Raw genomic sequence first — 17905 nt, 5'->3', positions numbered from 1 at the left:
GGATCTCGGTGCTCCGGGCACGGCCTCACGGCGGCAGTGCCCCCGGTGCTCCGCCGTGCATCCATCCATCCCGCCGAAGGGGAAGGGACAGACATGACACCGCCGAACGGGAACGACCCCGCGTAGATCTCCCGGCATCAGGAGCAGTTCGCTGCGGCCGAGTTGATGCGCGAGCGGCTGCGGCAGGCCGGCCGCCGACAGCGAGCGGGTCCGCGACGCCGCCGTCCGGCAGGCGGGCCAGGTGCTGGCCGATAACCGCAAGCGGCGCGACGAGATCCTGCCCGCCGATGAGGCCGAGATCTGGAAGCTGGACGGCGAGGGCCTGGCGAACTACGCCGGCCTGTCGGCCGCAGAGCTGCGCCGGGCGCTGGAGGCCGCCGACACCGAGCACTCCACTGCGGGCCCCGTCGCGGGCTGGAGGGGCCAGGCGCTGGCCGACCTCCTGGACCCGTACGACTCGCACGTACCGGAGTCCGAGGAACTGCACCGCCGCTACCCTCACCTGCTCGGCATCCTGGCCGCGCTCGGGGCCTGCAGGCCAACGAGGAGGAGGACTTGGAGGGCGAGCTCTTCGGGCCGATCGGCGACCTCCCTGCCCCCGACCCGCAGGTGACCCTGCTGTATGACCTGTATCGGCGGCACGTCACCGCGATCGCACAGGGCCGGCCCCTGCCGCGGTAGAACGCCTTCGAGGGCTCTGCCAGTCCGGCCCGCCCTGCCTCGGGGACTCCCGTCGTCCGGCCGCCGGAGCACGACGGCCGGGACGGGCCCGGCCGAAAACCGATCTTCCCGTTCGGGCCCCGGGAGAGCCGCCGCTCTGGCAGTCTCACTCCGGGTTTCGACCGGCCGCGGCACCGAACCGTGCTCCTGGGTCGGTGAGGGCGCCAGTGGTCCGGCGGCTCTCCCTGTCCTGCGGGGTGCGCCGCACCGGCAGGCCGGTACGGCGCCAAGGGCCGGCCGAGGGCGGTTCGCAGGGGGAGACGGCCGGTCTCGGCACGAAAGCCGCGCATCCGAATTCCCCGGCGTTGTGCGGCATATGACGCACACGCGGATGCCGTCGGCCGGGCAGGCTCGGACAGTTTCTTCGCGCCGGACAGTCCTTCGCGCGCGATACCACATCCGCGCTGTCCTGGACCTACCAACGGTAGCTACACATGGCCCCGATCAGGGCCATGCTGAGCTGACCGCCAGTCACCGCAGTTGTGCGAACGGAGAGTTCAATGGCCAGCAGCACCGCAGCCACCCGCATCCCCCTGCTCGGATCCCGGTCTCGCCCGTCCCGTCCCGCTCCGGCCGGTGGCCGGGCGGTCGAACGGATCGCGCTCCTGGGCGTGCTGATCGGCCTCTTCGGCGAACTTCATCCGGCACTCGACCAGTGGGGCCAACGCTCGGTCGACGCCCGACTCAAGGACCTGCACGGCCGACACCTCGTCCACCTCGACGGCACGCCTGCCGACGGCCAGGACCCCGACCGCGCCGACGAGGCCACCACGACCGCCGACGCGCTGGGCCGACGCCATGCGGCGCTCCACGTCGCCGCCTACACCGCCGGGCAGTTCGCGGCCGCCGTCGTGGCGACCCGGGCGCTCGGCTACCGCGTCCCGGTCCGGGCGCTGCTGGCCGGGGCGGCTGTCAACGGGGCGACCCACCTGGTGATCGACCGCAGGGAGCCGCTGCTGCACCTTGCCCGGTGGACCGGCCACCTGGGGTACGTCGAGCACTGCACCGCCGCACGGGTGGGCGCGGACGGGGTGGTGCGGGCCGAGCCGTCGGGACCGGGCTCGGCGCTGTTCGAGCTCGACCAGTCGCTCCACAGGGCGATCGGGGTGGCCGCGGCGGTTGCGACCACGTGGTTGGCGACCCGCAGTTCCTGACACGGGGCCTGAGCCGGCCGCGGCAGCACGAGGGGCCGATTCCGTGAACTCCTCCACGGGTCGCGGGCGTTGCGTGCAGGCCGTCCGGACGGCCGCGCTGCTGCGGCTGTGCCGGTGACGGTGTTCCCGGGGCTACCGTCGGCACGGCAGCAGGAGCGTCCGTCCTGCCGCCGGTGGGGGACGTGCGTGGCCGCAGCGACCGGGTGCCCTGGTCGGCGTTGCCCGCCCCGGCGTCCGTGGCCACCTGCGGGCGCTGTGCCGGGGCCGGTAGCGTGGCGGCATGACCTCGACCCCGGCCCGTCCCACGACCAGCGGCGTTCCGGCCCCGTCCGGGCTGTCGGTGGAGGAGGTGGAGTCCCTGGTCGAGGCCGCGGTGGAGGCGCTGGTCACCGATCCCGCGGCGGAGACCGTCGTCGGCCTGATCGACGCGTTGGAAGCAGCGGGGGCTCTGTGGGAGGGCGTGCTGATGCTGCTCGGTCCGGCTGCGGGACGTCCGTCCGGGATCGGCGAGGCGCAGACGGTGGCCCGGCTGCGAAAGGCGGCGGAGACCCCGGACAAAGTCACGGCCCTCACCTACGCCCTGTGGGCCGAGTTCCGCGAGAGCGGGTCGGCGGCCGCGCGCGGGCTCTGGGAGGGCGCCGCGATCGAGATCCGCCGGGGGGCGGCCGCGCAGATGCTGGTCGTGCACTGCGACCGTGTCGGCGGTGAGGGCGGCACCCTGCCCCCGGCGGCGACGGTGCAGCTGCTGCGTGAGGTCGTCCCGATCACCTGGTGAGCCCCGTTCAACGGCTGCTCCGCTTCCGCGCCGGGGTGCTGCGCGGGGAGGCCGCCCGCTGCAGTGGCTTGCCGCCACGAGGCGGCGGGTCTTCCTCACGGCCCGCCGGCCGTGAAGGACGGTGGAAGCGGCCGGGATCGGACCGGCCCGAGCGGCCGAACGCCGGGGGGTGCTCCGCGGAGGCCCGCACGGGGCGTTCGGAGTCGAGCCGAGCGGGCGCCCCGGGAAGCGGCTCCGGGGGAGTCCCGAGCGCGGCGTCGGCGTATCGCCGACGCCGCGCTCGCTGCCGCGGTCAGCCTCAGCCGGCCAGGAGCCGCAGGGCGTCCAGGTCGTGGATCAGCACCGTACGGTGTTCGGTGCTCGCAGTGCCGGCAGCGCGCAGTTGGCGCAGGGCGCGCACCACCGACTCCCGGGTGGTGCCCGCCCAGGCGGCAAGGTCGCTCTGGGTGAACCGGAGCCGGACGGCGCCGCTGCCGGGGTCAGCCTGGCCGAGGACGGGCGCCAGTTCGAGCAGGCGGCGGGCGAGACGCTGGGTGGCAGTGGTGATGGTCGCCTCGACACGGGAGCGGTCGATCCGGCGCAGTCGGGTCCACGTCACACCGAGGAGGGCGAGCCCCGCAGCGGGATCGGCGGCGGCCAGGGCCTGCACGTCTCGAACGGGGACCGCGCGGGTGACGACGCCGCTCAGCGCAACCGCCGTCGACCAGTGCGGTTCACCGGTGACGGCGGCCAGGCCGAGAGGTTCGGGCGGCAGGCGCAGGCCCAGGACGACCTGGCCGTCCTCGCCCATGTACTCGGCGACAGCCCCGTCGAGCAGGAGGTGCAGGACGTCGTCGGTCTCGCCGGCGCTGGTGATCGCCTCCCCCTCGGTGAAGGTCCGCCGGCCACCGAGGCGAGCGGCCGTGACGAAGTGGAGCAGTTGCCGGGCGGCATCGGAGGTGGCGCCGGCCGAGGACTTGTTCTGCACGCAGGCTCCAGGAGTCGGGCGAGGTGGGAAGTGACGGGGGTTCAGGGCCATTCTGCTGTCGGGCGCTTGGCCGGGCGAGTGGCTGCGACCGCTGCGCGGACAGTCGCAGGCGGCGGGCCCGGGCCCCTGCGGATGCCCGGCGATCGATGATCGGCGGACCCTACGCCCGAAGGTACCTGTCGGCCGATTCCATGAGCAGTTCACGCAGCGCGGCCTCCTCCTGGTGCTGGAAGACCACGCTGCCGTCGAACCCGGCGTCCACGCGCAGGCGCTGGATCGCCACGCGGCGGCGGGCCAGGGCGATCCGCTCGACCAGCGGGGCGGGCTCGCCGCGGTCGGCGGCCTCCTGGTGCTCCCCGGTCAGAACGCCCAAGGCGAGCATCTCCTGCAGCAGGTCCTCCTGCCGGGCGTCGAACTGACGCCGCTGCTGCTCGCGCCAGATCGGGTATTCCTGGCGGACGTAGAGACGGGGATTGTCGGTCCAGGCCTCGGCGGCGGGGCCGATCGGGCCGAGGTGGCCGCCGTCGACGCGGTCGTGCTCCAGCAGATCGGCGGCGCTCTGCTCGGCGCTGAGCGTCGTCCACTCGGACAGGTGGGGGAGGGATGGGCCGTACTGGGCCTCGTGCAGAGCGCCGCGGTCGGACAGGGCGGCCTGGCGCAGGAGGAACTCGCGGCGGGTCCGCAGCCGGCCGTCGCGCTCGATGTTGAGCAAGGCCGTCGATTCGGTGTTGCTGTCGGGGGCGTGGCGATAGGCACCAGCCGGGGCGGGGATGGTGGTCATCGAGGTGTCTCCTGGTCGTCTCGGGCGGAGGCGGGCTGCCCGCACCACCGGCAGTCGCCGGTGCGGGCGGCGGTGCGGCCGCCGCAGCGGGGACAGGTGCCGGTGGCGGTGACCGGGCCGCGGCCGACGCGGCAGGCCGGGCAGCGGTCCTCCTCCGGCGGGGCGAACGGGTCGTCCAACGGGTCGAAGAGCTCGAACTTCCGGACCTGCCAGCCGAGGCGCTCGGCCTGGTCGTAGGCGGTGCCGTCGGGGGCGCCGGGCGGGATCGTGACGGCGAACGAGGCCAGGCAGCCGCTGATGTCGCATCGGATGCGGTGGACGTGGGTGTCCAGGCTCACGAGCGCCTCCACGCGGCGTGCACGGCGCGGATGCAGGCGGCGGGGCCGCCCGGAGTCTGCCGGTGCGGGGAGGCGGGGCCGTGCCCGCCGCACCGGGAGCCGGGCTCGGCGTCGTTCTCACCGCTGCCCGGGGCGTTGTCGTGCGCGCGGTCGTGGACGTTGCGCTCGGGGGCGCCGGGCCGGCGCGAGCGGGGTCCTCGTTCGATGCCGGGCCCGAGGCGGTCAGCGAGAAACGAGTCGGCCATCAGCTCCGGCCCATCGGGCGGGAGATGTGGTGGTGCTGGACATCGGCGCCGATCCCGTCACCGCGCAGGTACGCGGCGGCGGCCTCGGCCACGGCGACCGAATGGTGCCGGCCTTCCTTGCAGGCCACGGTGACGTGGACGATCCAGCGGCGGTGGTCGGCCCAGGCGGTGAGGACGCCGCGGGCGGAGGCGGCGATCTGCTCGACCTTCGGCATGATGCCGGGGGTGCTCAGCACGTGCTCGCGCACGGCGGGGTCGAGGCCGGTGAGTTCGCGCATCGCCGGGTCGTGGAGCCGGTCGCGGGCCTCGTCGGTGGCGATGTTGAAGACCAGGCCGCCGCTGCCAGCGGTCAGCAGCGCCAGCGCGTCCTCGTGCAGGATGCCGACGGAGTGGACGACCACCTGGACCAGGCCGTCGGACTGCGGGTTCGGGTGGGGCTCGGCGTGGGTGCTCATGTGTCCATCCTGGGGCGCGAGTTGGAGTGGCGGTAGGGGTGTCCTGTCGCCAGAAGTGCAGCTCACCCCCGCTGCCGCAGCCGGACAGGAGCGGCAGCCGCAGCGGGGCGGGCTCAACGGGGCCAGCGGCTGCGGCCGGTCGAGAGGACCGGCCGCCCCGCTCGGCGGACAGGTCGGTGCGGGCGGTCAGCCCGCGCGGTGGCCGCCAAAGTTCATGACGTTGCCGTTGAACTCGCCGCCGGTCACGTACTGGACGGACATGTTGCTGCCGTTGAACTGGGGGCCGTTGACGGTCTGCTCGCCGACCACGACCTGGCCGACCTCTCCGGCCTGGACGGCGGTGTCGACATGGGCGCCGCTGATGGCGTTAGTGGTGTCCACGGGGTTCCCCTACGGTGTCGGTGGTGCGGGCGGGGCGGGCGGGTGCCCGCCCCGGGGCGGGGGCGGTCAGCGCTCGGCGCGGTCGGCGGTGAACTCGGCGCGAGCGGCCTCCAGCGCGCGGGCGGCCCGGTCGTACTGCTCCCGGTAGTGCTGGGCCAGCTCCTCCACGGCGTCGGCGGCGGCCGGGTCGCCGTGTTCGTCCCAGGCGTGGACCAGGGCGTGGGCGGCGTCGGCCATATCGCCCAGGATCACCTTGCGCACGCTCAGCCAGCCGAAACGGCCCATCGGGTCGCCGACGGGGCAGCCGCCGACCTCGATGTCGGCCAGGCGCTGCTCGTGGGCGTGCAGATCGCTCTTGGCCTGGGCGGGGGTCGGGTAGTGGGCCGCGAACTCGTCGCCGTCGTCGCTCTGGTGGGTCTCGGGCACGGAGAACTCCTTCTCGGTCAGCGGGTGGCGGCCGGGCGGGCGGTCGCGAGGATCGCGGGCAGCACGGTGTGCAGCGTGCGGCCGGCGTCCGCCAGGAGGTGGCGGGCAAGGTCGGTGCCGGGCTGCTCCTGGGCGGAGGTGAGGAGAGCGAGGACGTCCTCCAGGCTCTCGGCCTCCTCCCGGCTGCCCTCGGACTCCAGGGCATCGATCACCTCGAAGAGGGTGGCGGTGAGCAGCTCGGCGGTGACGGTGTCGGGGTCGGTGCCCGCGAAGCGGGCCAGGGCAGGGCCGTGAGCGGCGGCCAGGGAGGCGAGGGTGACGTCCTCGACGGGATGCGGGGTCATGGGCGGTACCTCCGTTCGGGTTGCTGGGCGGTGGTCGGCGGGGCGGCCGACGGGTTCGGCGGTGAGGCGGCCGCCCCGTGCCCGGTCGGGTGTCACTGGTCCCGGTCGACATCGGGGGCGCCGGCCCCGGCGTGGTGTCGGGCCGCCCCGTTCCCGGGCCCTGTCAGCGGTCGCCGGGGCGTTCGGGGTGGACGGTGCACGGTCCGGTGATGCCGGGCCGTCCCGGGGTCTCGGGGTGGACGTGCGGGGTGCCGGAGAGGCTGCACGCCGTCTTCGGGTCCTCGTCGCAGTACTCGATGCAGGTGCAGTCGTCGATCCCGTCCAGGTTCTCGCGGGGCACCGTCCCCTCCCCGGACTCGGCCCTATCGGTCCCCATCAGCATGTCCACTCCCTGGTCAGCACCAATTTATGTATGACAAGAATGCGGCGGCCCATCTCTCTTGTCAACCCGGTCGAGCAGATGGATGCTAATTTCTGTAGGACAAAAATCCAGGGAGGGACCATGGCAGGCAGACCGGCCACCGGGCAGACGCCGCCGATCTCGTTCCGGCCGCCGGTTGCGCTCGTCAAGGAGCTGGACGAGCTGGCGAAGGCCGAGGGGCGCGACCGTACCGACGTGCTGATCGAGGCTGCGCACGACTGGATCCGGAAGAAGAGACGCGAGCAGGCCACAGCCAGGGAGCAGCCGGAGGCGACGTAGCGGGCTCCCGACGGGCTGTCCATGCCGGAGACGGCCCTGCAGCGCCTCGCGTTCGAGGGCCTCGGGCGACCCGCGCCATGGGACACCACAGCTAGGGTCGGCCCATGACTGTTGAGGAGCAGGTGGTCGAGGACTGGGACGACGGGGGCGAGGACTGGGACGACGACGGTGGGGGCGGGAGCCCGATCGGCGAGGAGGAGGAACTCGCGGACCTGGTGCTCCACGAGTTCGCCGAGTATCTGGGGCAGTCCGGTCTTGTCGGCCCGGAGGAGCTGGAGGCGATCCGGCCTGAGCTGAACCGGGTGGCACGGTCGGTCGCGCGGCAGGTCGAGAGCCATTTCGGCATGTGAGCGGCCCTGCCTCCGGTCGGACCCGGCCCACGGGTCCGGCCGGATTTCGCACTCACTCCAGCCGGTGCCCTTTGTTGTGCCGCACCGCGTCCGGCACCGGACGGCCGTCGGGGCCGGTCCGTGCGTGGGCCTTCGCCTGCCATGCCCGCGAGGTCCGGCGGTGGTCGGAGCACGTCCCGGTCCGGCCCGGGAGTGCGCGCGTCGGTCTGTCCGCGTTCGAGCGGACCGCCTCGCGCCGGACCGCGGGTGGGGCGGTCGGCGGCTTCTTCGGTCAGATGGTGACGGCGGGTCAGGGTCCGGCGATGACCCAGGTGATGAACACCGATCGCATCGAACCGTGCACCCGATAGACGATGCTGAGGCGGTCCCCGGTGTCGGCGGCCGGGTCGGTGCGGGCGGTGTAGTCGTCGACCTCGGGGTCGGCGCCGCCGGGTACCGGGATGCCCAGGCGCGGGTGGACGGCGAGGCGCTCGACCAGCTTCTCCACCGCGTCCAGCTCGCCGGGGCGCAGGGCCGCGAGGGCGTGTTCGGCGGCGTCGGAAAGGAAAACGTGCAGCGGCGCCGGGGCGGGCTGCTGTTCGGGTTGGTCGGTCACCGGTCGCCGCCGGCGGCGCGCAGGCGGGCGAACACGCCGTCGGCCGGGCTCCAGCGCTGGCCGCCGATCGGCGCGGCCAGGGAGTCCATGGCGGCCGGGCTGGTGCGCAGGAGCAGGCGGTGGCGGTAGGTGGCGGCGACCTCGGTGACGGCGGCGAGGTCGCCGATCGGGGAGGCGTCCAGGGCGGTGGCCAGGTCCCGCTCGAAGTTCTCGCGGTCGCCGGGCAGGCCGTACCTGCTGAGGGCGGCGCGCAGTTCGTGCAGGGTCGCCGGTCGGGACGCGGCCTGGTCCCGGTGGTCGGGCTCGGTGCTCACCGTTTTCCTCCTCGGTGGTGGTGGCGGTCGCCGCCAGGGCGGGCGCCTGCAGGGTCGACGGTAGCGGTCTCGGGAGGCTCGCGGAGGGTTCTGTCAGTGGGAGGCGGTATGCCGTCAGTGCATTGCGTGCACCATTGGCAACTTTCCGTGATCGAGGTGCTGTGTTCACCGCTCTCCACCCGACCTCCGGCCGTCTGGACGCCACGCTCCCCGACCTGGGGTGCGGCCTGGCGTGGGAGTCCGTCCACAAGGTACGGCCCCGGATCGCGCTCACGTGCCCGGACTGCGGGCACGGCGTCCACGCCCGCCGCTCCTCCCGCAAGCTCCCGCACTTCGCGCACGACAGCCGCCGGCCCGAGCACTGCGAGCTGGCCGAGGAGTCGATGGAGCACCACCTGCTCAAACTGGAGCTCGCCGGGGCGATCCGGGCGGCCGGCTGGCACGCCGAACTCGAAGTCGCCGCCCCGGACGGGTCCTGGCGCGCCGACGTGATGGCCCATTCCCCGGACGGCAGCCGCCGCATCGCCTGGGAGGCGCAGCTGTCGCCGATCACGGTCGACGACATCCGGGCCCGCACCGAGCGCTACGCCGCGGACGGGATCGGGGTGTGCTGGGTGACCAGTAGAAGGGCCGCAGCCTGGATGGGGCAGGTGCCCTCGGTCCGGGTCGACGCCGAGGACGGCCGGTGGCGGGTCGACGACGGGGTCGCGGGCTTCAACGCCGCCACCGGCCGGTGGCGGATGGTGCCGTCGCCGCTGGCCGACGTCGTGCGGTGGGTCAACACCGGCGGCCTGGCCGTCCACGGCGTCCTGCCCCGCTACCGCCGGGTCTACCGGCCGGTCGAGGAGGACTTCGCCCGCCGCCCGCTGGTGTGGGCCAGCAGCGCCTCCCGGGAGGCCGAGGCCGGGCACGAGGTGATGCGCCGGCGCCAGGACGCGCAGAAGCAGGCCCGGCTGGAGCGCGAAGCCGCCCTCGAACAGCAGCGCAAGGAGGAGGAGGCCGAGGCGAAGCGGCTGCGGGAGGAGGCCGAGGCCCGCCGCCGGGAGCGGCAGCGGCGGCGCCAGCGGCTGCTGAACGATCACAACCGGCTCCAGTGGGACCTCGACGACCTGCTGCGCCGGGGCCGGTGGGCGCTGGAGCGGCGGCGGGAGGAGCACGAGGCCGAGCAGTTGCGCCTGCGCAAGGAGGAGCAGCGGGCGGCGGACCTCGCCGCCGGCCGGGCCTGGTGGGCGGAGCTGTCGCAGGAGCAGCGGGCCGAGCTGGTGGCCGCGGTGGAGGCCGAGGCGTGGAAGGCGCTGGTGACCCGGGCGGAGATCGACGCCACCGTGATCGCCCCGCAGTACGCCTACGGCATGACCGCCCGGGTCGGCGGGCGCCGCCCCGGGGTGTTCGGGGTGCTGCGCCCCTGTCCGGCGCTGGTCGGCCGCTCGCCCGGACTGCTGGACGTCCGGGTCTTCGTCCGCAACGCCCGCGAGGTGCGGCTGCTGGTCGAGGCCGGTCTCGATCCGGCCTCGATCACGCACTTCGGACTACCGGAGTTCGAGCAGACCGCGCTGTGCTGAACCGCGGACGCGGGGTGAGGGCCGCGGTTGCGGGTCGCTGTTCCCGCCCGGAGGGCTCGTCCTGTTCGGCGTCCGGACGGCGGGGCCGCCCGCGAGGCGGGCGGCCGTGCCGTCACCGGGCTGCCGCCGCCGGGGCCGCCGTGCGGTCGTCCAGGACGATCGCGGGGGCGGCGGAGCGGTCGCCCTCGGCGGGCACCACGTGCCGCAGCGCCTGCATGATCGCCGCCGCCACCCTGCGGCCGATCGCCTTGTCCAGGTCGGATGCCATGGCGCCGAACTGCAGGTCCCGGCACTTGGACAGGAGGGCGGCCAACGTGCTGCCGGACAGCGGCACGGTGATCATCCCCTCGCCCTCGTCGGTGATGTCCTCGTCGGCGGGCGGGCGGAAAGCGGCGGCGTCGCGGTCCATCGGCTTGTTCGCGAACTTGTCCACGAAGTAGGCCCAGGTGTCGCGGTGGCAGCGCAGGGTCGCCACGCCGATGCCCGCGGCCTTCACCATGCCCATGCGGTGGTGATCCCAGCCCAAGGGATCGAAGTCCTCGTCGAGGCCCTTGCGGCGGAACAGGTCCATGATGCCCATGGTGTGCGTCCTCACGGTGGGGTCGGCCGTCCCGTTGCGGGAGCGGCAGTCGGCGACAGCGGGTAGTGCGTCGAGAGCTGATTGTGGCGGCCCGGACGGCGGCCCGTAGGTGTTCTGCGGGAACGGCCGGACCCGATCCGGCGGCTCTCGGACGGGCGGGACGGCGCCCGAGGGCGGGGCTGGGCCGGGCGGCGGCACGAACCACCCCGTGGGGAACCTCTCCGACGTCGCCGGGGCTCTGCGTGACGCCGTCTCCCCGCACGTCTGACGTTGAGTTTCAGCCGATCCGGCGCATCCTCGGCCCGGACGCCGTCTGCCTGCGGGATTCTGTGACGCCACGGTCACGACGAGCACCCGTACCGGTCATCGGCCGTCCGGCGCCGACAACGGACAGCGAACTTGAGGAAGGGGAGCAGTGGCGTTTCGTGCTGTGCACGCCGAGTGGGGCACCGTCTTCGCGCACCTGCCGGACCTCGGCTGCGGGCGGGCCTGGGAGGCGGTGTGGAAGGCCCGTCCGGCCGCGCCCCTGGCGTGCCCGGAGTGCCTCCACCCGGTGCATGCGAAGGTCTCCAGGGGAGGGCTGAGGTTCTTCGCCCATGCTCCCCGCCCGCCGCACTGCGAGATTGCCCTGCAGGGCGAGTCCGAGGCCCATCACCTTCTCAAGCTGGAACTCGCCGGCGCTGCCCGGGACGCCGGCGCCCACGCCGAGCTGGAGGTCCGCTCCGCCGACGGGTCCTGGCGCGCCGACGTGCTGGCCACCGACCCCGCGGGGACCTGGCGCATGGCGCTGGAGGCCCAGCTGTCCCCGATCACCGCCGACCACATCACCGCCCGCACCGAGCGGATGCTCGCCGACGGCGTGACCAGCTGCTGGTTCAGCGACCGCCCGCGGCCGCCGTGGCTCGGCGCCGTCCCCTCGCTGCGCCTGGCCGCCACGGATGCCGGCCTGATGGTCGCCGAGGGGCTGGTGAAGTTCGCCGGCGGCAGCTGGTTCGCCGCGCCGCCGGTGCCGGTCGCCGAGTTCCTGCGCTGGGCCTTCACTGGCAAGGTGGAGCAGCACACCCCCCTCTGCCCGCTCGGCTACCCACAGCGGCAGTTGGACCGGGTCTGGACCGCCCCGACGTACGTCGCCGCCGAGGACGCCCACCTGGTGGAGGTCCGCCGGCGCGAGCTGGAGCGCGAGCGGCTGCTGGCCGAGCAGCGGGCCAAGGAGGTGAGGCGGCGGGCCGAGATCGACGCGAGCAACGCCGTCTCCCGCGCCGAAGCGCTGGAGTTGGCGGCCGATGCCGAGGAGCAGGCTCGGCTAGCGCCCAGCGGCGCGGCCGAGGTCAGCCACCACGTGCTGGGGATGAACCGCGGCGTGCGCCGGGCGATCGCCTACCTGGCCGAGGAGTTCGGCATCGCGGCCGAGATCGGCTGGAGCAGCTTCGACCCGCGATGGGCGGGCGGAACCCCGCTCATTGCCGAGGACGGCACCCCGGTCGCGGTCGTCGACCCGGTGGCGTTCCTCGTCAAGGGCGAGGCGTTCCGGCTGCTGGCCGGGATGCTGCTGCTGTTCGCCACACCTGACGACATGAAGCGTTTCGACCGCACCACCCGAGGTGCCCGAAAGCCCCGCGTGCCCATCGACGGCTGGAAGATGAAGTACACCGAGCCGGAGCCTCGCGCCGTGCCGGTGGCGGATGGGGTGGCGGACACGAAGACCCGGACGCGCCGTCCCGCCGACCGGCCGTGCCCGCGCCCTGCCGACGCCGGCCAGGCCGCTTCTTTCAGATCATCGGATCGTTTGATCTGATGTGTCGTTGACTGATGCCCAGTGGGCGCGGACGGCAGGACCGCCTCCGTTATTGACTGGACTCGAACATATCTGTGCGTCGGAGGCAGGGGCAGGGCGGACGGCGGCACACGGGGAGTGCGCGGGGCGAGACGGGGAGGACTCTCTCTCCGACCGCGCGCCGATCAATGCACTTCTGCTTCCCGATTCCGCCGCGGTCGATCCTTGCCCTGCACAAACACGGGTCTGAGGGGCGGAGGAGTTCCTGCCGTGCAGCAGCGGCCCGGAAGGCATCGGAGCCTTCGCCCGTCCGGTGGCGCAGTTCCCGGCGGGCGGCCCGGTGATGAGGGGTGCGCTGCAGGCCGGTCGGCACCGGCGGAGAGGTCCGGGCGCGGGGCGGCATCGGCTCTACGGGATCGCGGCGCCGAGGGTGCGGGGCCGGTGCGTCGGCTGTGCGTCGCGGGTCAGCGGCGTGCGGTCGAGCGGGACGCGGGACGGTCCGGAGCGGCCGTCCGGGCGGCGGGCAGTGTCCAGCGGCGCGGGTCGGGCAGCGGGGCACTGCCGAAGAAGTGGTCGTGGACCTTGTCGAGGTAGGTGTAGAGCGCCGTTGTCGAGCGCATCGGCACACCGGTGAGCCGCTCCCACTGCACGAGGGTGAGCTCTTTGGTGTCGATGAGGGTGCGCAGGCCTTCGCGTACGGCGACGGTGTACGCCGAGTCGGGGTCGCTCAGGCCGCTCTTGAGCTCCGCGACCTGCCCGATCCACTGGCGGGAGAAGGCGTTGGTGACGAACTGGCGGACGAAGGGGTCCAGGGGCACGGGGCGGGTCCTGTCATGGGGCGGTTACGGGGACGGGGGACGTCGGCAGGACGTCCGGGGCCTGTGCGTAGCGCTCCAGCGCCAGCAGGACGGTGCGGCGCACGGAGGCGTGGTGCTCGTTCCAGGTCTCGGGGAGCCGGCCGGTGGAGTCCTGGTAGGGGTACAGGTGGGCGCGGGCGATGGCGTAGAGCTGCGGGTGCAGTCGCCGCAGGTGCGCGTCGGCGGCCTCGACGGCGGCGCCGACGGTTTCGCGGACGGGGTCGGCCTGCTCCAGCGCCATCACGGTGTCGCTCAGGGCCAGGCGCAGCCGCTCGCATTCGTGGGCGCGTTCGATCAGGCGGGCGTGGGCCTGGCGGCGGCCGGCCAGTTCGTCGGCCGCGCCGAGGGAGAGTCGGCCGGAGGCCATCGGCGGGAGTTCGGACAGGCGGCCGGTGGTCTGGCTGTGGGCTGTCGGGGCGGCCACGCTGCTGAGGAAGTCGAGTTGGGCCGCCCACTTCTCCAGCATCAGGGGGTGGGCGAGGGCGTCGGTGCGGCCCGCGGGCTGCAGGGCGTCGCGCAGGACGATCTCGCGCAGTTCCTCGACCGGGCAGTCCAGGAGGCGCTCCACCTGCGGGCCGACCGGGGCCTTCAGCCGGCCGGTGGCGACCATGCGGCGGACCCGCTCGTAGAACGTCCCGTTGGTGAGCAGCACGGGGTCGACGCCGGCGTCCGTGGCGTACTGGGTGACGAGGGCGCGGCGCTCGTCCTTGAGGAACCGGCCGAGCCAGGCACTGGCGATGCGCTGCGGATCGGCGCTGATGGAGATCGGCGCCGACACGGCGGGCAGGGCCGACTTCCTGGTCCGGTCGACGTGGTCGCGGGCTTCCTTGAGGCGGCGGCGTACGGCGTTGCGGCAGTGGATCATGTCGCGATCGGGGGTGCCGGTGAGGAGCTGGCCGGTCTCCGCGCGGATCTGCAGGTCGTGCGCCGTACGCAGCAGCACATCCAGGGTGGTGTCGATCCAGTCGGACCCGTAGAGGACCTCGGAGACGGCTTCGGCGGCAAGGCCGCGGGCCTCCATGATCACCACGTTCTCGTACGCGGCGGGCTGGACGGCGATCAGGTCGACGAGCGTATCGGGGTCCTCCCACTGCCAGTCGTCCAGGTCGCGGAACTTCCCGCGCAGGGCCGTGCCGCGGCGGCGGGCTTCGGTGGCCGAGAGCAGGGCCTGCCAGGTGGTGGCGGGCTGGGGGATCACCGCGAAGTGCACTTCGAGGTAGCGGTGGGTGCGGGCCTGGTGGACGACGGGAGAGGGCTTGTCCCGCAGGGTGACGCACTGCTCGCGGTGGCGGGCGCCGCAGGTCGGGCAGGGCACGGTCCGCACGGCTGCGGAGGTCACGCGCCACGTCGCGGCGGGAACGGGTTGGCGCACGCCTGGTCCTTCGGTGGGGCGCGGGGCTGCCGCGCCGCTGGCAGGGGTCGGCGGCATCATCGCCGCCCCGGAACCCGCAGGCCGGCCCGCCCCACCGCGGCACATCCGGATTCACCCGGACGGCCGCACGGTAGGAGTTCGCCGGAGCCGGCCGCCGGTCTCCGGCCGGTCAGACCAGGTGCAGGCGGGTGGGCGAGCAGGACCGGCAAGCGGGGTCGGGAACGCGCCGGGTGTCGAACAGCTGCTGCTTGGAGGTGTACAGCTCCTCCCAGAGGGCGGCGGAGTACTCCAGGAACCGGACGGGTTCGGGCGCCGACAGGCCGCCTTGGCCGAGGACGGGGTAGGGAAAGCGGTATCGGGCGGCGAGCGGCCGCGGGTCGGTTCCGCCGTCGCACGCGACCGCGGGGTTGAGCCAGAGCCTCATGACGCCGTCGGCGAATCCCTCCTGGTGCAGGAAACGGTCGCTGTCGGCGAGCCACCCCAGCTCCGCGACCAGGTGCTCCGGCTTCCGGCCGAGGTCGTCGGCGACTGCCGCGACATCGACCCGCACGGGGGCGTCCCCGTCCAGCAGCCCGCCCAGGTAGCCCAGCGTGATCCCCGGTTCGAAGTCGCTGTGCCGGGCCCGAAACCGCCGGTCCCCGCTGGTGCGCTCCGCGCGGATGCTGCTCCAGTAGAGGTACTGCGCGGCCAGGATGCCGGGGCCGTAGGACGTGCTCTCGCGGCACGTGCAGGTGGAGTTCACCGCCCCAGTGTGCCCGTCGGCCGTCGCCGGACCTGACATCCGCGGGTGCGACACCGCCGCGCCCGGGCACGGCGCGACGGGCCGCGGGCGCATGCCGCCGCGCTGTGCCCCCGGAGAAGGCCGGGGTGCTGAACGGAGTGATCCCGTCGGGCCAGGGTGTCCGTTCGGGGAGGCGGAGGGTGGAGCTCCGCGCATTGATCGTCCCCGCGCCCCCTGCCGTCAGGGGTCGACCGCGAACGGCTGGGCCGCCCGCGACAGCGCGGCGGGTACTCCGCCCCGGCGGTCCGGGGCGGAGCAGGAGGGCTGTCGGTTCAGCGTGCGGCGGCCGGCCGGACGTCGGGCAGTTCGGCCAGGGGGGAGCGCCGTCCGGGCGGGGTAGCGCAGACCTGCTCCCAGTCGATCCGCCGGCTGTTCAGCAGCCGCTGGAGGTCGGCCCACCGGTACAGCGGCACGACGGTGCGGCGGTGGTGGCTGGAGCGGGTGGTCTCGGCCGGGGTCAGGAGGCCGGCGCGGATCAGGTGGTCGATGTCGGAGGTGCGCAGGGCCATCAGGACGGGCAGGGCCTCGCGCTGGTGGAGGTGGCCGGCGGCCGAGGCGGCGAGCACGGTGCGGCGGGGCAGGCCGCGCTCCAGGGTCAGCCCGCAGTACAGGGGGCCGTGGTAGTCGCCCCGGACGGGCAGGCGGCCTCGGCGACGGTGCCGGGCGCGACCTGCTCGCCCGGGCGCAGGCGGTCGGCCAGGTACTGCTCGGCCCGGCGGGCGCCGACGTCCGGGATCGTTCCGACGGCGGCGAGGACCGCGTTGGCGCGGGCGGCCAGGTCGTCGGCCTGCTGCGCCGTCCAGCGTGCCGTGGACGGGTCCGGGCCGGGGATCAGGCCCTCGCGGAGTGCCCTGTCCCGCTGCCACTCCTCCATCCCCAGGTGGCGGGCGAGCTGGCGCGGCCCGTAGGTCTTGGTCTTCCTGGTCACTTCCTCTTCTCCTCCCAGCCGTCGAACGGCGGTTCGTTGGAAAGGCTCAGCTTCCAGAGGCGGCCCAGCGCCTCGGCGACGGTCTCGCCCTCGCCCTCGGCGAGGAGGGCGCCGTCACCGCCGCGGGCCTGCGCGACGTACGCGTCCGGCACCGATTCCTCGGTGTCCTCCCAGCCCTCCCGCCCCGCTCCACCGATGATCTTTTCGGCCAACCTAGGCGCGGCCGCTGACAGGACCCCGCCCCGGCGGACGGGCCAGCCGGCGACCCCGTCCGGCTCCGGGCGCTCCGGCAGCCGGAGCGGGGCTCGACCGGCCGGAGGGCCACCCGCCGCTCGGCAGGGCGCGGGACATGAAGAGGAGGAGAGGTCGGCGAACTTCTCGCACTCGCGGGGCGGGCCGGGCAGGATCGGGGGATGGCTGAAGACGACTTCCCTGCATCCGGGCCGGATGCCTGCGGCCCGGTGCCGGTTCTCCCGTTCGGGGCCCGGCGCGAGCGCACCGTGGACGAGCACATGTACCGCCCGTTGCCGGACCGGCCCGAGTGCTCGTTGCGGCTGCAGCTGTTCACGGCCGCGGGTGAGCGGACGGTGGCGGTGGTGACGCAGGTCTTCGCGGAGGGGATGGGCCTGACGACCGGCGTGGAGCAGTACGCCGCGGCGGTGTGGGAGCAGTGGTGTCCGCAAGAGGTGGTGCCGCCGCTGTGGGTGCAGCGCCAGCTGCTCGGGGACGGACCTGCCGGGGAGCAATCGGTGTTCGAGGACGAGCCGGTGTGGGAGCTGCCGGGCTTCGAGCTGGTGGAGTTCGGGGAGGTCGAGCCGTACCGGCTGGGTGCGCCGCGGTGGTGGCCGATCACCGCGGAGGAGGTGGAGCGTCTGGTCGGCGGGCCGGTGGACGCGGGACGCGGTGGGGGTTACGTCGCGCCCGTGCCGGAGCCCGAGCCGGAGCAGCGCTTCGAGGTGATGGAGGTCGCCCGGCTCGGTGTGCCGAGCCCGTTCCGCACTGCGGGGTGCATGCCGGCCGGGGCGGCGCGGCCGCCCGGGCGAGGGCGCCGTCTGGCGCGGGCGATCGGCGGCCGGGGTTGCTGCTGGTATCACGAGGGGGACTGGCGACCGGTCGCCGAGTTCGCGGTCGGGGTACTCGCCGAGGGGGTGGCAGCCGGTATCGGTGCCGAAGGTATGGCGGCCTTCGCGCTGCGGCGGGCCCGCGAGGACGGTCTGGACTCCTGGCAGCGCCAGGCGCTCGATTCCCTGTTCGGGCTGGACTCGGCGATCACCCCGGACGGCGCCGGGGGCTTCGTCAACGGCCAGCACCGCTCGCGGGCGATGCTCGACCAGGAGGTGCAGCGCACGGTCGTGCTGATGACCGTGGCGTCGGAGGGGTAGCGGCCGGGGCGGACGGGGGATGGGCATGCCATCGGGCCGGGCGGCCGCAAGCGGGGAAGGCTGGCGGCATCTGCGCGGGCGGAGCCGTTCACCGTTGCAGCTGGTAGGGCCTGCGGTCCCCGGC

At 74.1% G+C, this 17905-nt stretch carries 26 protein-coding genes; 8 read left to right on the top strand and 18 right to left on the bottom strand.

Going from position 1 to position 17905, the window contains the following annotated elements; all coding sequences use genetic code 11:
* Positions 1 to 241: 241 nt before the first annotated feature.
* From ACIOHG_RS31060 to ACIOHG_RS31050, 3 genes are all read left to right on the top strand, one after another.
* On the top strand, positions 242 to 613 hold the full coding sequence (locus tag ACIOHG_RS31060) for a hypothetical protein (protein ID WP_400955556.1): 372 nt from the start codon (positions 242 to 244) through the stop codon (positions 611 to 613).
* A gap of 607 nt (positions 614 to 1220) precedes the next feature.
* Positions 1221 to 1874, top strand: a complete 654-nt coding sequence (locus ACIOHG_RS31055; RefSeq protein ID WP_400955555.1) for a hypothetical protein — start codon at positions 1221 to 1223, stop codon at positions 1872 to 1874.
* A gap of 280 nt (positions 1875 to 2154) precedes the next feature.
* Positions 2155 to 2649 (top strand): hypothetical protein, encoded by a 495-nt coding sequence (locus ACIOHG_RS31050; RefSeq protein WP_400955554.1) that lies wholly within the window; start codon positions 2155 to 2157, stop codon positions 2647 to 2649.
* Positions 2650 to 2947: 298 nt separating this feature from the next.
* On the opposite strand, the gene ACIOHG_RS31045 is transcribed toward ACIOHG_RS31050, so the two are convergent.
* From ACIOHG_RS31045 to ACIOHG_RS31005, 9 genes are all read right to left on the bottom strand, one after another.
* Complete coding sequence (locus ACIOHG_RS31045) at positions 2948 to 3616, bottom strand: Crp/Fnr family transcriptional regulator (protein WP_400955552.1); 669 nt, start codon at positions 3614 to 3616, stop codon at positions 2948 to 2950.
* Between the two features lie 160 nt (positions 3617 to 3776).
* Positions 3777 to 4397, bottom strand: a complete 621-nt coding sequence (locus ACIOHG_RS31040; protein WP_400955550.1) for a hypothetical protein — start codon at positions 4395 to 4397, stop codon at positions 3777 to 3779.
* Entirely contained in the window at positions 4394 to 4735 is a 342-nt protein-coding gene (locus tag ACIOHG_RS31035; protein WP_400955549.1) for a hypothetical protein, read from the bottom strand. Before ACIOHG_RS31035 ends, ACIOHG_RS31040 begins: the two co-directional genes overlap by 4 nt.
* Entirely contained in the window at positions 4732 to 4980 is a 249-nt protein-coding gene (locus ACIOHG_RS31030; RefSeq protein WP_400955548.1) for a hypothetical protein, read from the bottom strand. The genes ACIOHG_RS31035 and ACIOHG_RS31030 overlap by 4 nt, the downstream gene beginning before the upstream one ends.
* A complete protein-coding gene (locus ACIOHG_RS31025) occupies positions 4980 to 5435 on the bottom strand; it encodes a hypothetical protein (protein ID WP_400955546.1) in 456 nt (151 codons plus the stop codon). Before ACIOHG_RS31025 ends, ACIOHG_RS31030 begins: the two co-directional genes overlap by 1 nt.
* A 186-nt stretch (positions 5436 to 5621) precedes the next feature.
* Positions 5622 to 5816, bottom strand: coding sequence for a hypothetical protein (locus ACIOHG_RS31020; RefSeq protein WP_400955545.1), 195 nt, complete (start codon positions 5814 to 5816; stop codon positions 5622 to 5624).
* A gap of 66 nt (positions 5817 to 5882) precedes the next feature.
* Positions 5883 to 6242: a hypothetical protein gene (locus ACIOHG_RS31015; RefSeq protein ID WP_400955544.1), complete on the bottom strand. Its 360-nt coding sequence runs from the start codon at positions 6240 to 6242 to the stop codon at positions 5883 to 5885.
* 17 nt (positions 6243 to 6259) lie between these two features.
* Positions 6260 to 6586: a hypothetical protein gene (locus ACIOHG_RS31010; protein ID WP_400955543.1), complete on the bottom strand. Its 327-nt coding sequence runs from the start codon at positions 6584 to 6586 to the stop codon at positions 6260 to 6262.
* Positions 6587 to 6749: 163 nt separating this feature from the next.
* Entirely contained in the window at positions 6750 to 6962 is a 213-nt protein-coding gene (locus tag ACIOHG_RS31005) for a hypothetical protein (protein ID WP_400955541.1), read from the bottom strand.
* A gap of 126 nt (positions 6963 to 7088) precedes the next feature.
* On the opposite strand from ACIOHG_RS31005, the gene ACIOHG_RS31000 reads away from it, so the two are divergent.
* On the top strand, positions 7089 to 7286 hold the full coding sequence (locus ACIOHG_RS31000; RefSeq protein ID WP_400955540.1) for a ribbon-helix-helix protein, CopG family: 198 nt from the start codon (positions 7089 to 7091) through the stop codon (positions 7284 to 7286).
* 104 nt (positions 7287 to 7390) lie between these two features.
* On the top strand, positions 7391 to 7636 hold the full coding sequence (locus tag ACIOHG_RS30995; protein WP_400955538.1) for a hypothetical protein: 246 nt from the start codon (positions 7391 to 7393) through the stop codon (positions 7634 to 7636).
* Between the two features lie 289 nt (positions 7637 to 7925).
* Here the strand turns inward: ACIOHG_RS30995 and ACIOHG_RS30990 are convergent, their stop codons facing one another.
* Both ACIOHG_RS30990 and ACIOHG_RS30985 read right to left on the bottom strand, forming a co-directional pair.
* A complete protein-coding gene (locus ACIOHG_RS30990; protein ID WP_400955536.1) occupies positions 7926 to 8231 on the bottom strand; it encodes a hypothetical protein in 306 nt (101 codons plus the stop codon).
* Complete coding sequence (locus tag ACIOHG_RS30985) at positions 8228 to 8545, bottom strand: hypothetical protein (protein ID WP_400955535.1); 318 nt, start codon at positions 8543 to 8545, stop codon at positions 8228 to 8230. Before ACIOHG_RS30985 ends, ACIOHG_RS30990 begins: the two co-directional genes overlap by 4 nt.
* Positions 8546 to 8706: 161 nt before the next feature.
* Between ACIOHG_RS30985 and ACIOHG_RS30980 the strand changes: the two genes are divergently transcribed.
* Positions 8707 to 10107 (top strand): competence protein CoiA, encoded by a 1401-nt coding sequence (locus ACIOHG_RS30980; protein ID WP_400955534.1) that lies wholly within the window; start codon positions 8707 to 8709, stop codon positions 10105 to 10107.
* A gap of 112 nt (positions 10108 to 10219) precedes the next feature.
* On the opposite strand, the gene ACIOHG_RS30975 is transcribed toward ACIOHG_RS30980, so the two are convergent.
* Positions 10220 to 10687 (bottom strand): hypothetical protein, encoded by a 468-nt coding sequence (locus ACIOHG_RS30975; RefSeq protein WP_400955532.1) that lies wholly within the window; start codon positions 10685 to 10687, stop codon positions 10220 to 10222.
* Positions 10688 to 11102: 415 nt separating this feature from the next.
* Here ACIOHG_RS30975 and ACIOHG_RS30970 point away from each other — a divergent pair, with 415 nt between their 5' ends.
* Complete coding sequence (locus ACIOHG_RS30970; RefSeq protein ID WP_400955531.1) at positions 11103 to 12482, top strand: competence protein CoiA; 1380 nt, start codon at positions 11103 to 11105, stop codon at positions 12480 to 12482.
* Between the two features lie 443 nt (positions 12483 to 12925).
* On the opposite strand, the gene ACIOHG_RS30965 is transcribed toward ACIOHG_RS30970, so the two are convergent.
* The 6 genes from ACIOHG_RS30965 to ACIOHG_RS30940 all read right to left on the bottom strand — a co-directional run bounded on the left by ACIOHG_RS30965 (position 12926) and on the right by ACIOHG_RS30940 (position 16611).
* The gene (locus ACIOHG_RS30965; protein WP_400955529.1) at positions 12926 to 13279 is read right to left on the bottom strand and encodes a hypothetical protein; all 354 of its coding nucleotides are present in this window, start codon (positions 13277 to 13279) and stop codon (positions 12926 to 12928) included.
* Between the two features lie 13 nt (positions 13280 to 13292).
* Positions 13293 to 14657, bottom strand: a complete 1365-nt coding sequence (locus ACIOHG_RS30960) for a hypothetical protein (RefSeq protein WP_400955527.1) — start codon at positions 14655 to 14657, stop codon at positions 13293 to 13295.
* A 202-nt stretch (positions 14658 to 14859) separates the two neighbouring features.
* A complete protein-coding gene (locus ACIOHG_RS30955) occupies positions 14860 to 15432 on the bottom strand; it encodes a hypothetical protein (protein ID WP_400955525.1) in 573 nt (190 codons plus the stop codon).
* Between the two features lie 311 nt (positions 15433 to 15743).
* Positions 15744 to 16037, bottom strand: a complete 294-nt coding sequence (locus tag ACIOHG_RS30950; RefSeq protein WP_400955524.1) for a hypothetical protein — start codon at positions 16035 to 16037, stop codon at positions 15744 to 15746.
* 29 nt (positions 16038 to 16066) lie between these two features.
* Complete coding sequence (locus tag ACIOHG_RS30945) at positions 16067 to 16399, bottom strand: hypothetical protein (protein ID WP_400955523.1); 333 nt, start codon at positions 16397 to 16399, stop codon at positions 16067 to 16069.
* Positions 16396 to 16611 (bottom strand): hypothetical protein, encoded by a 216-nt coding sequence (locus ACIOHG_RS30940; protein WP_400955522.1) that lies wholly within the window; start codon positions 16609 to 16611, stop codon positions 16396 to 16398. The genes ACIOHG_RS30945 and ACIOHG_RS30940 overlap by 4 nt, the downstream gene beginning before the upstream one ends.
* 201 nt (positions 16612 to 16812) lie before the next feature.
* Here ACIOHG_RS30940 and ACIOHG_RS30935 point away from each other — a divergent pair, with 201 nt between their 5' ends.
* On the top strand, positions 16813 to 17781 hold the full coding sequence (locus tag ACIOHG_RS30935) for a hypothetical protein (RefSeq protein ID WP_400955520.1): 969 nt from the start codon (positions 16813 to 16815) through the stop codon (positions 17779 to 17781).
* Positions 17782 to 17905 lie beyond the last annotated feature (124 nt).

This window comes from Kitasatospora sp. NPDC088134, from assembly GCF_044741705.1.
GTDB lineage: Bacteria > Actinomycetota > Actinomycetes > Streptomycetales > Streptomycetaceae > Kitasatospora.
This window is presented reverse-complemented; position numbering and strand designations above follow the sequence as displayed.

What these genes read in the sequence shown, in the direction of transcription:
- ACIOHG_RS31055 (WP_400955555.1), top strand. Translation starts at nt 1,221, where the DNA reads ATGGCCAGCAGCACCGCAGCCACCCGCATCCCCCTGCTCGGATCCCGG.
- ACIOHG_RS31050 (WP_400955554.1), top strand. Translation starts at nt 2,155, where the DNA reads ATGACCTCGACCCCGGCCCGTCCCACGACCAGCGGCGTTCCGGCCCCG.
- ACIOHG_RS31040 (WP_400955550.1), bottom strand. Translation starts at nt 4,397, where the DNA reads ATGACCACCATCCCCGCCCCGGCTGGTGCCTATCGCCACGCCCCCGAC.
- ACIOHG_RS31030 (WP_400955548.1), bottom strand. Translation starts at nt 4,980, where the DNA reads ATGGCCGACTCGTTTCTCGCTGACCGCCTCGGGCCCGGCATCGAACGA.
- ACIOHG_RS31025 (WP_400955546.1), bottom strand. Translation starts at nt 5,435, where the DNA reads ATGAGCACCCACGCCGAGCCCCACCCGAACCCGCAGTCCGACGGCCTG.
- ACIOHG_RS31010 (WP_400955543.1), bottom strand. Translation starts at nt 6,586, where the DNA reads ATGACCCCGCATCCCGTCGAGGACGTCACCCTCGCCTCCCTGGCCGCC.
- ACIOHG_RS31005 (WP_400955541.1), bottom strand. Translation starts at nt 6,962, where the DNA reads ATGGGGACCGATAGGGCCGAGTCCGGGGAGGGGACGGTGCCCCGCGAG.
- ACIOHG_RS31000 (WP_400955540.1), top strand. Translation starts at nt 7,089, where the DNA reads ATGGCAGGCAGACCGGCCACCGGGCAGACGCCGCCGATCTCGTTCCGG.
- ACIOHG_RS30995 (WP_400955538.1), top strand. Translation starts at nt 7,391, where the DNA reads ATGACTGTTGAGGAGCAGGTGGTCGAGGACTGGGACGACGGGGGCGAG.
- ACIOHG_RS30975 (WP_400955532.1), bottom strand. Translation starts at nt 10,687, where the DNA reads ATGGGCATCATGGACCTGTTCCGCCGCAAGGGCCTCGACGAGGACTTC.
- ACIOHG_RS30935 (WP_400955520.1), top strand. Translation starts at nt 16,813, where the DNA reads ATGGCTGAAGACGACTTCCCTGCATCCGGGCCGGATGCCTGCGGCCCG.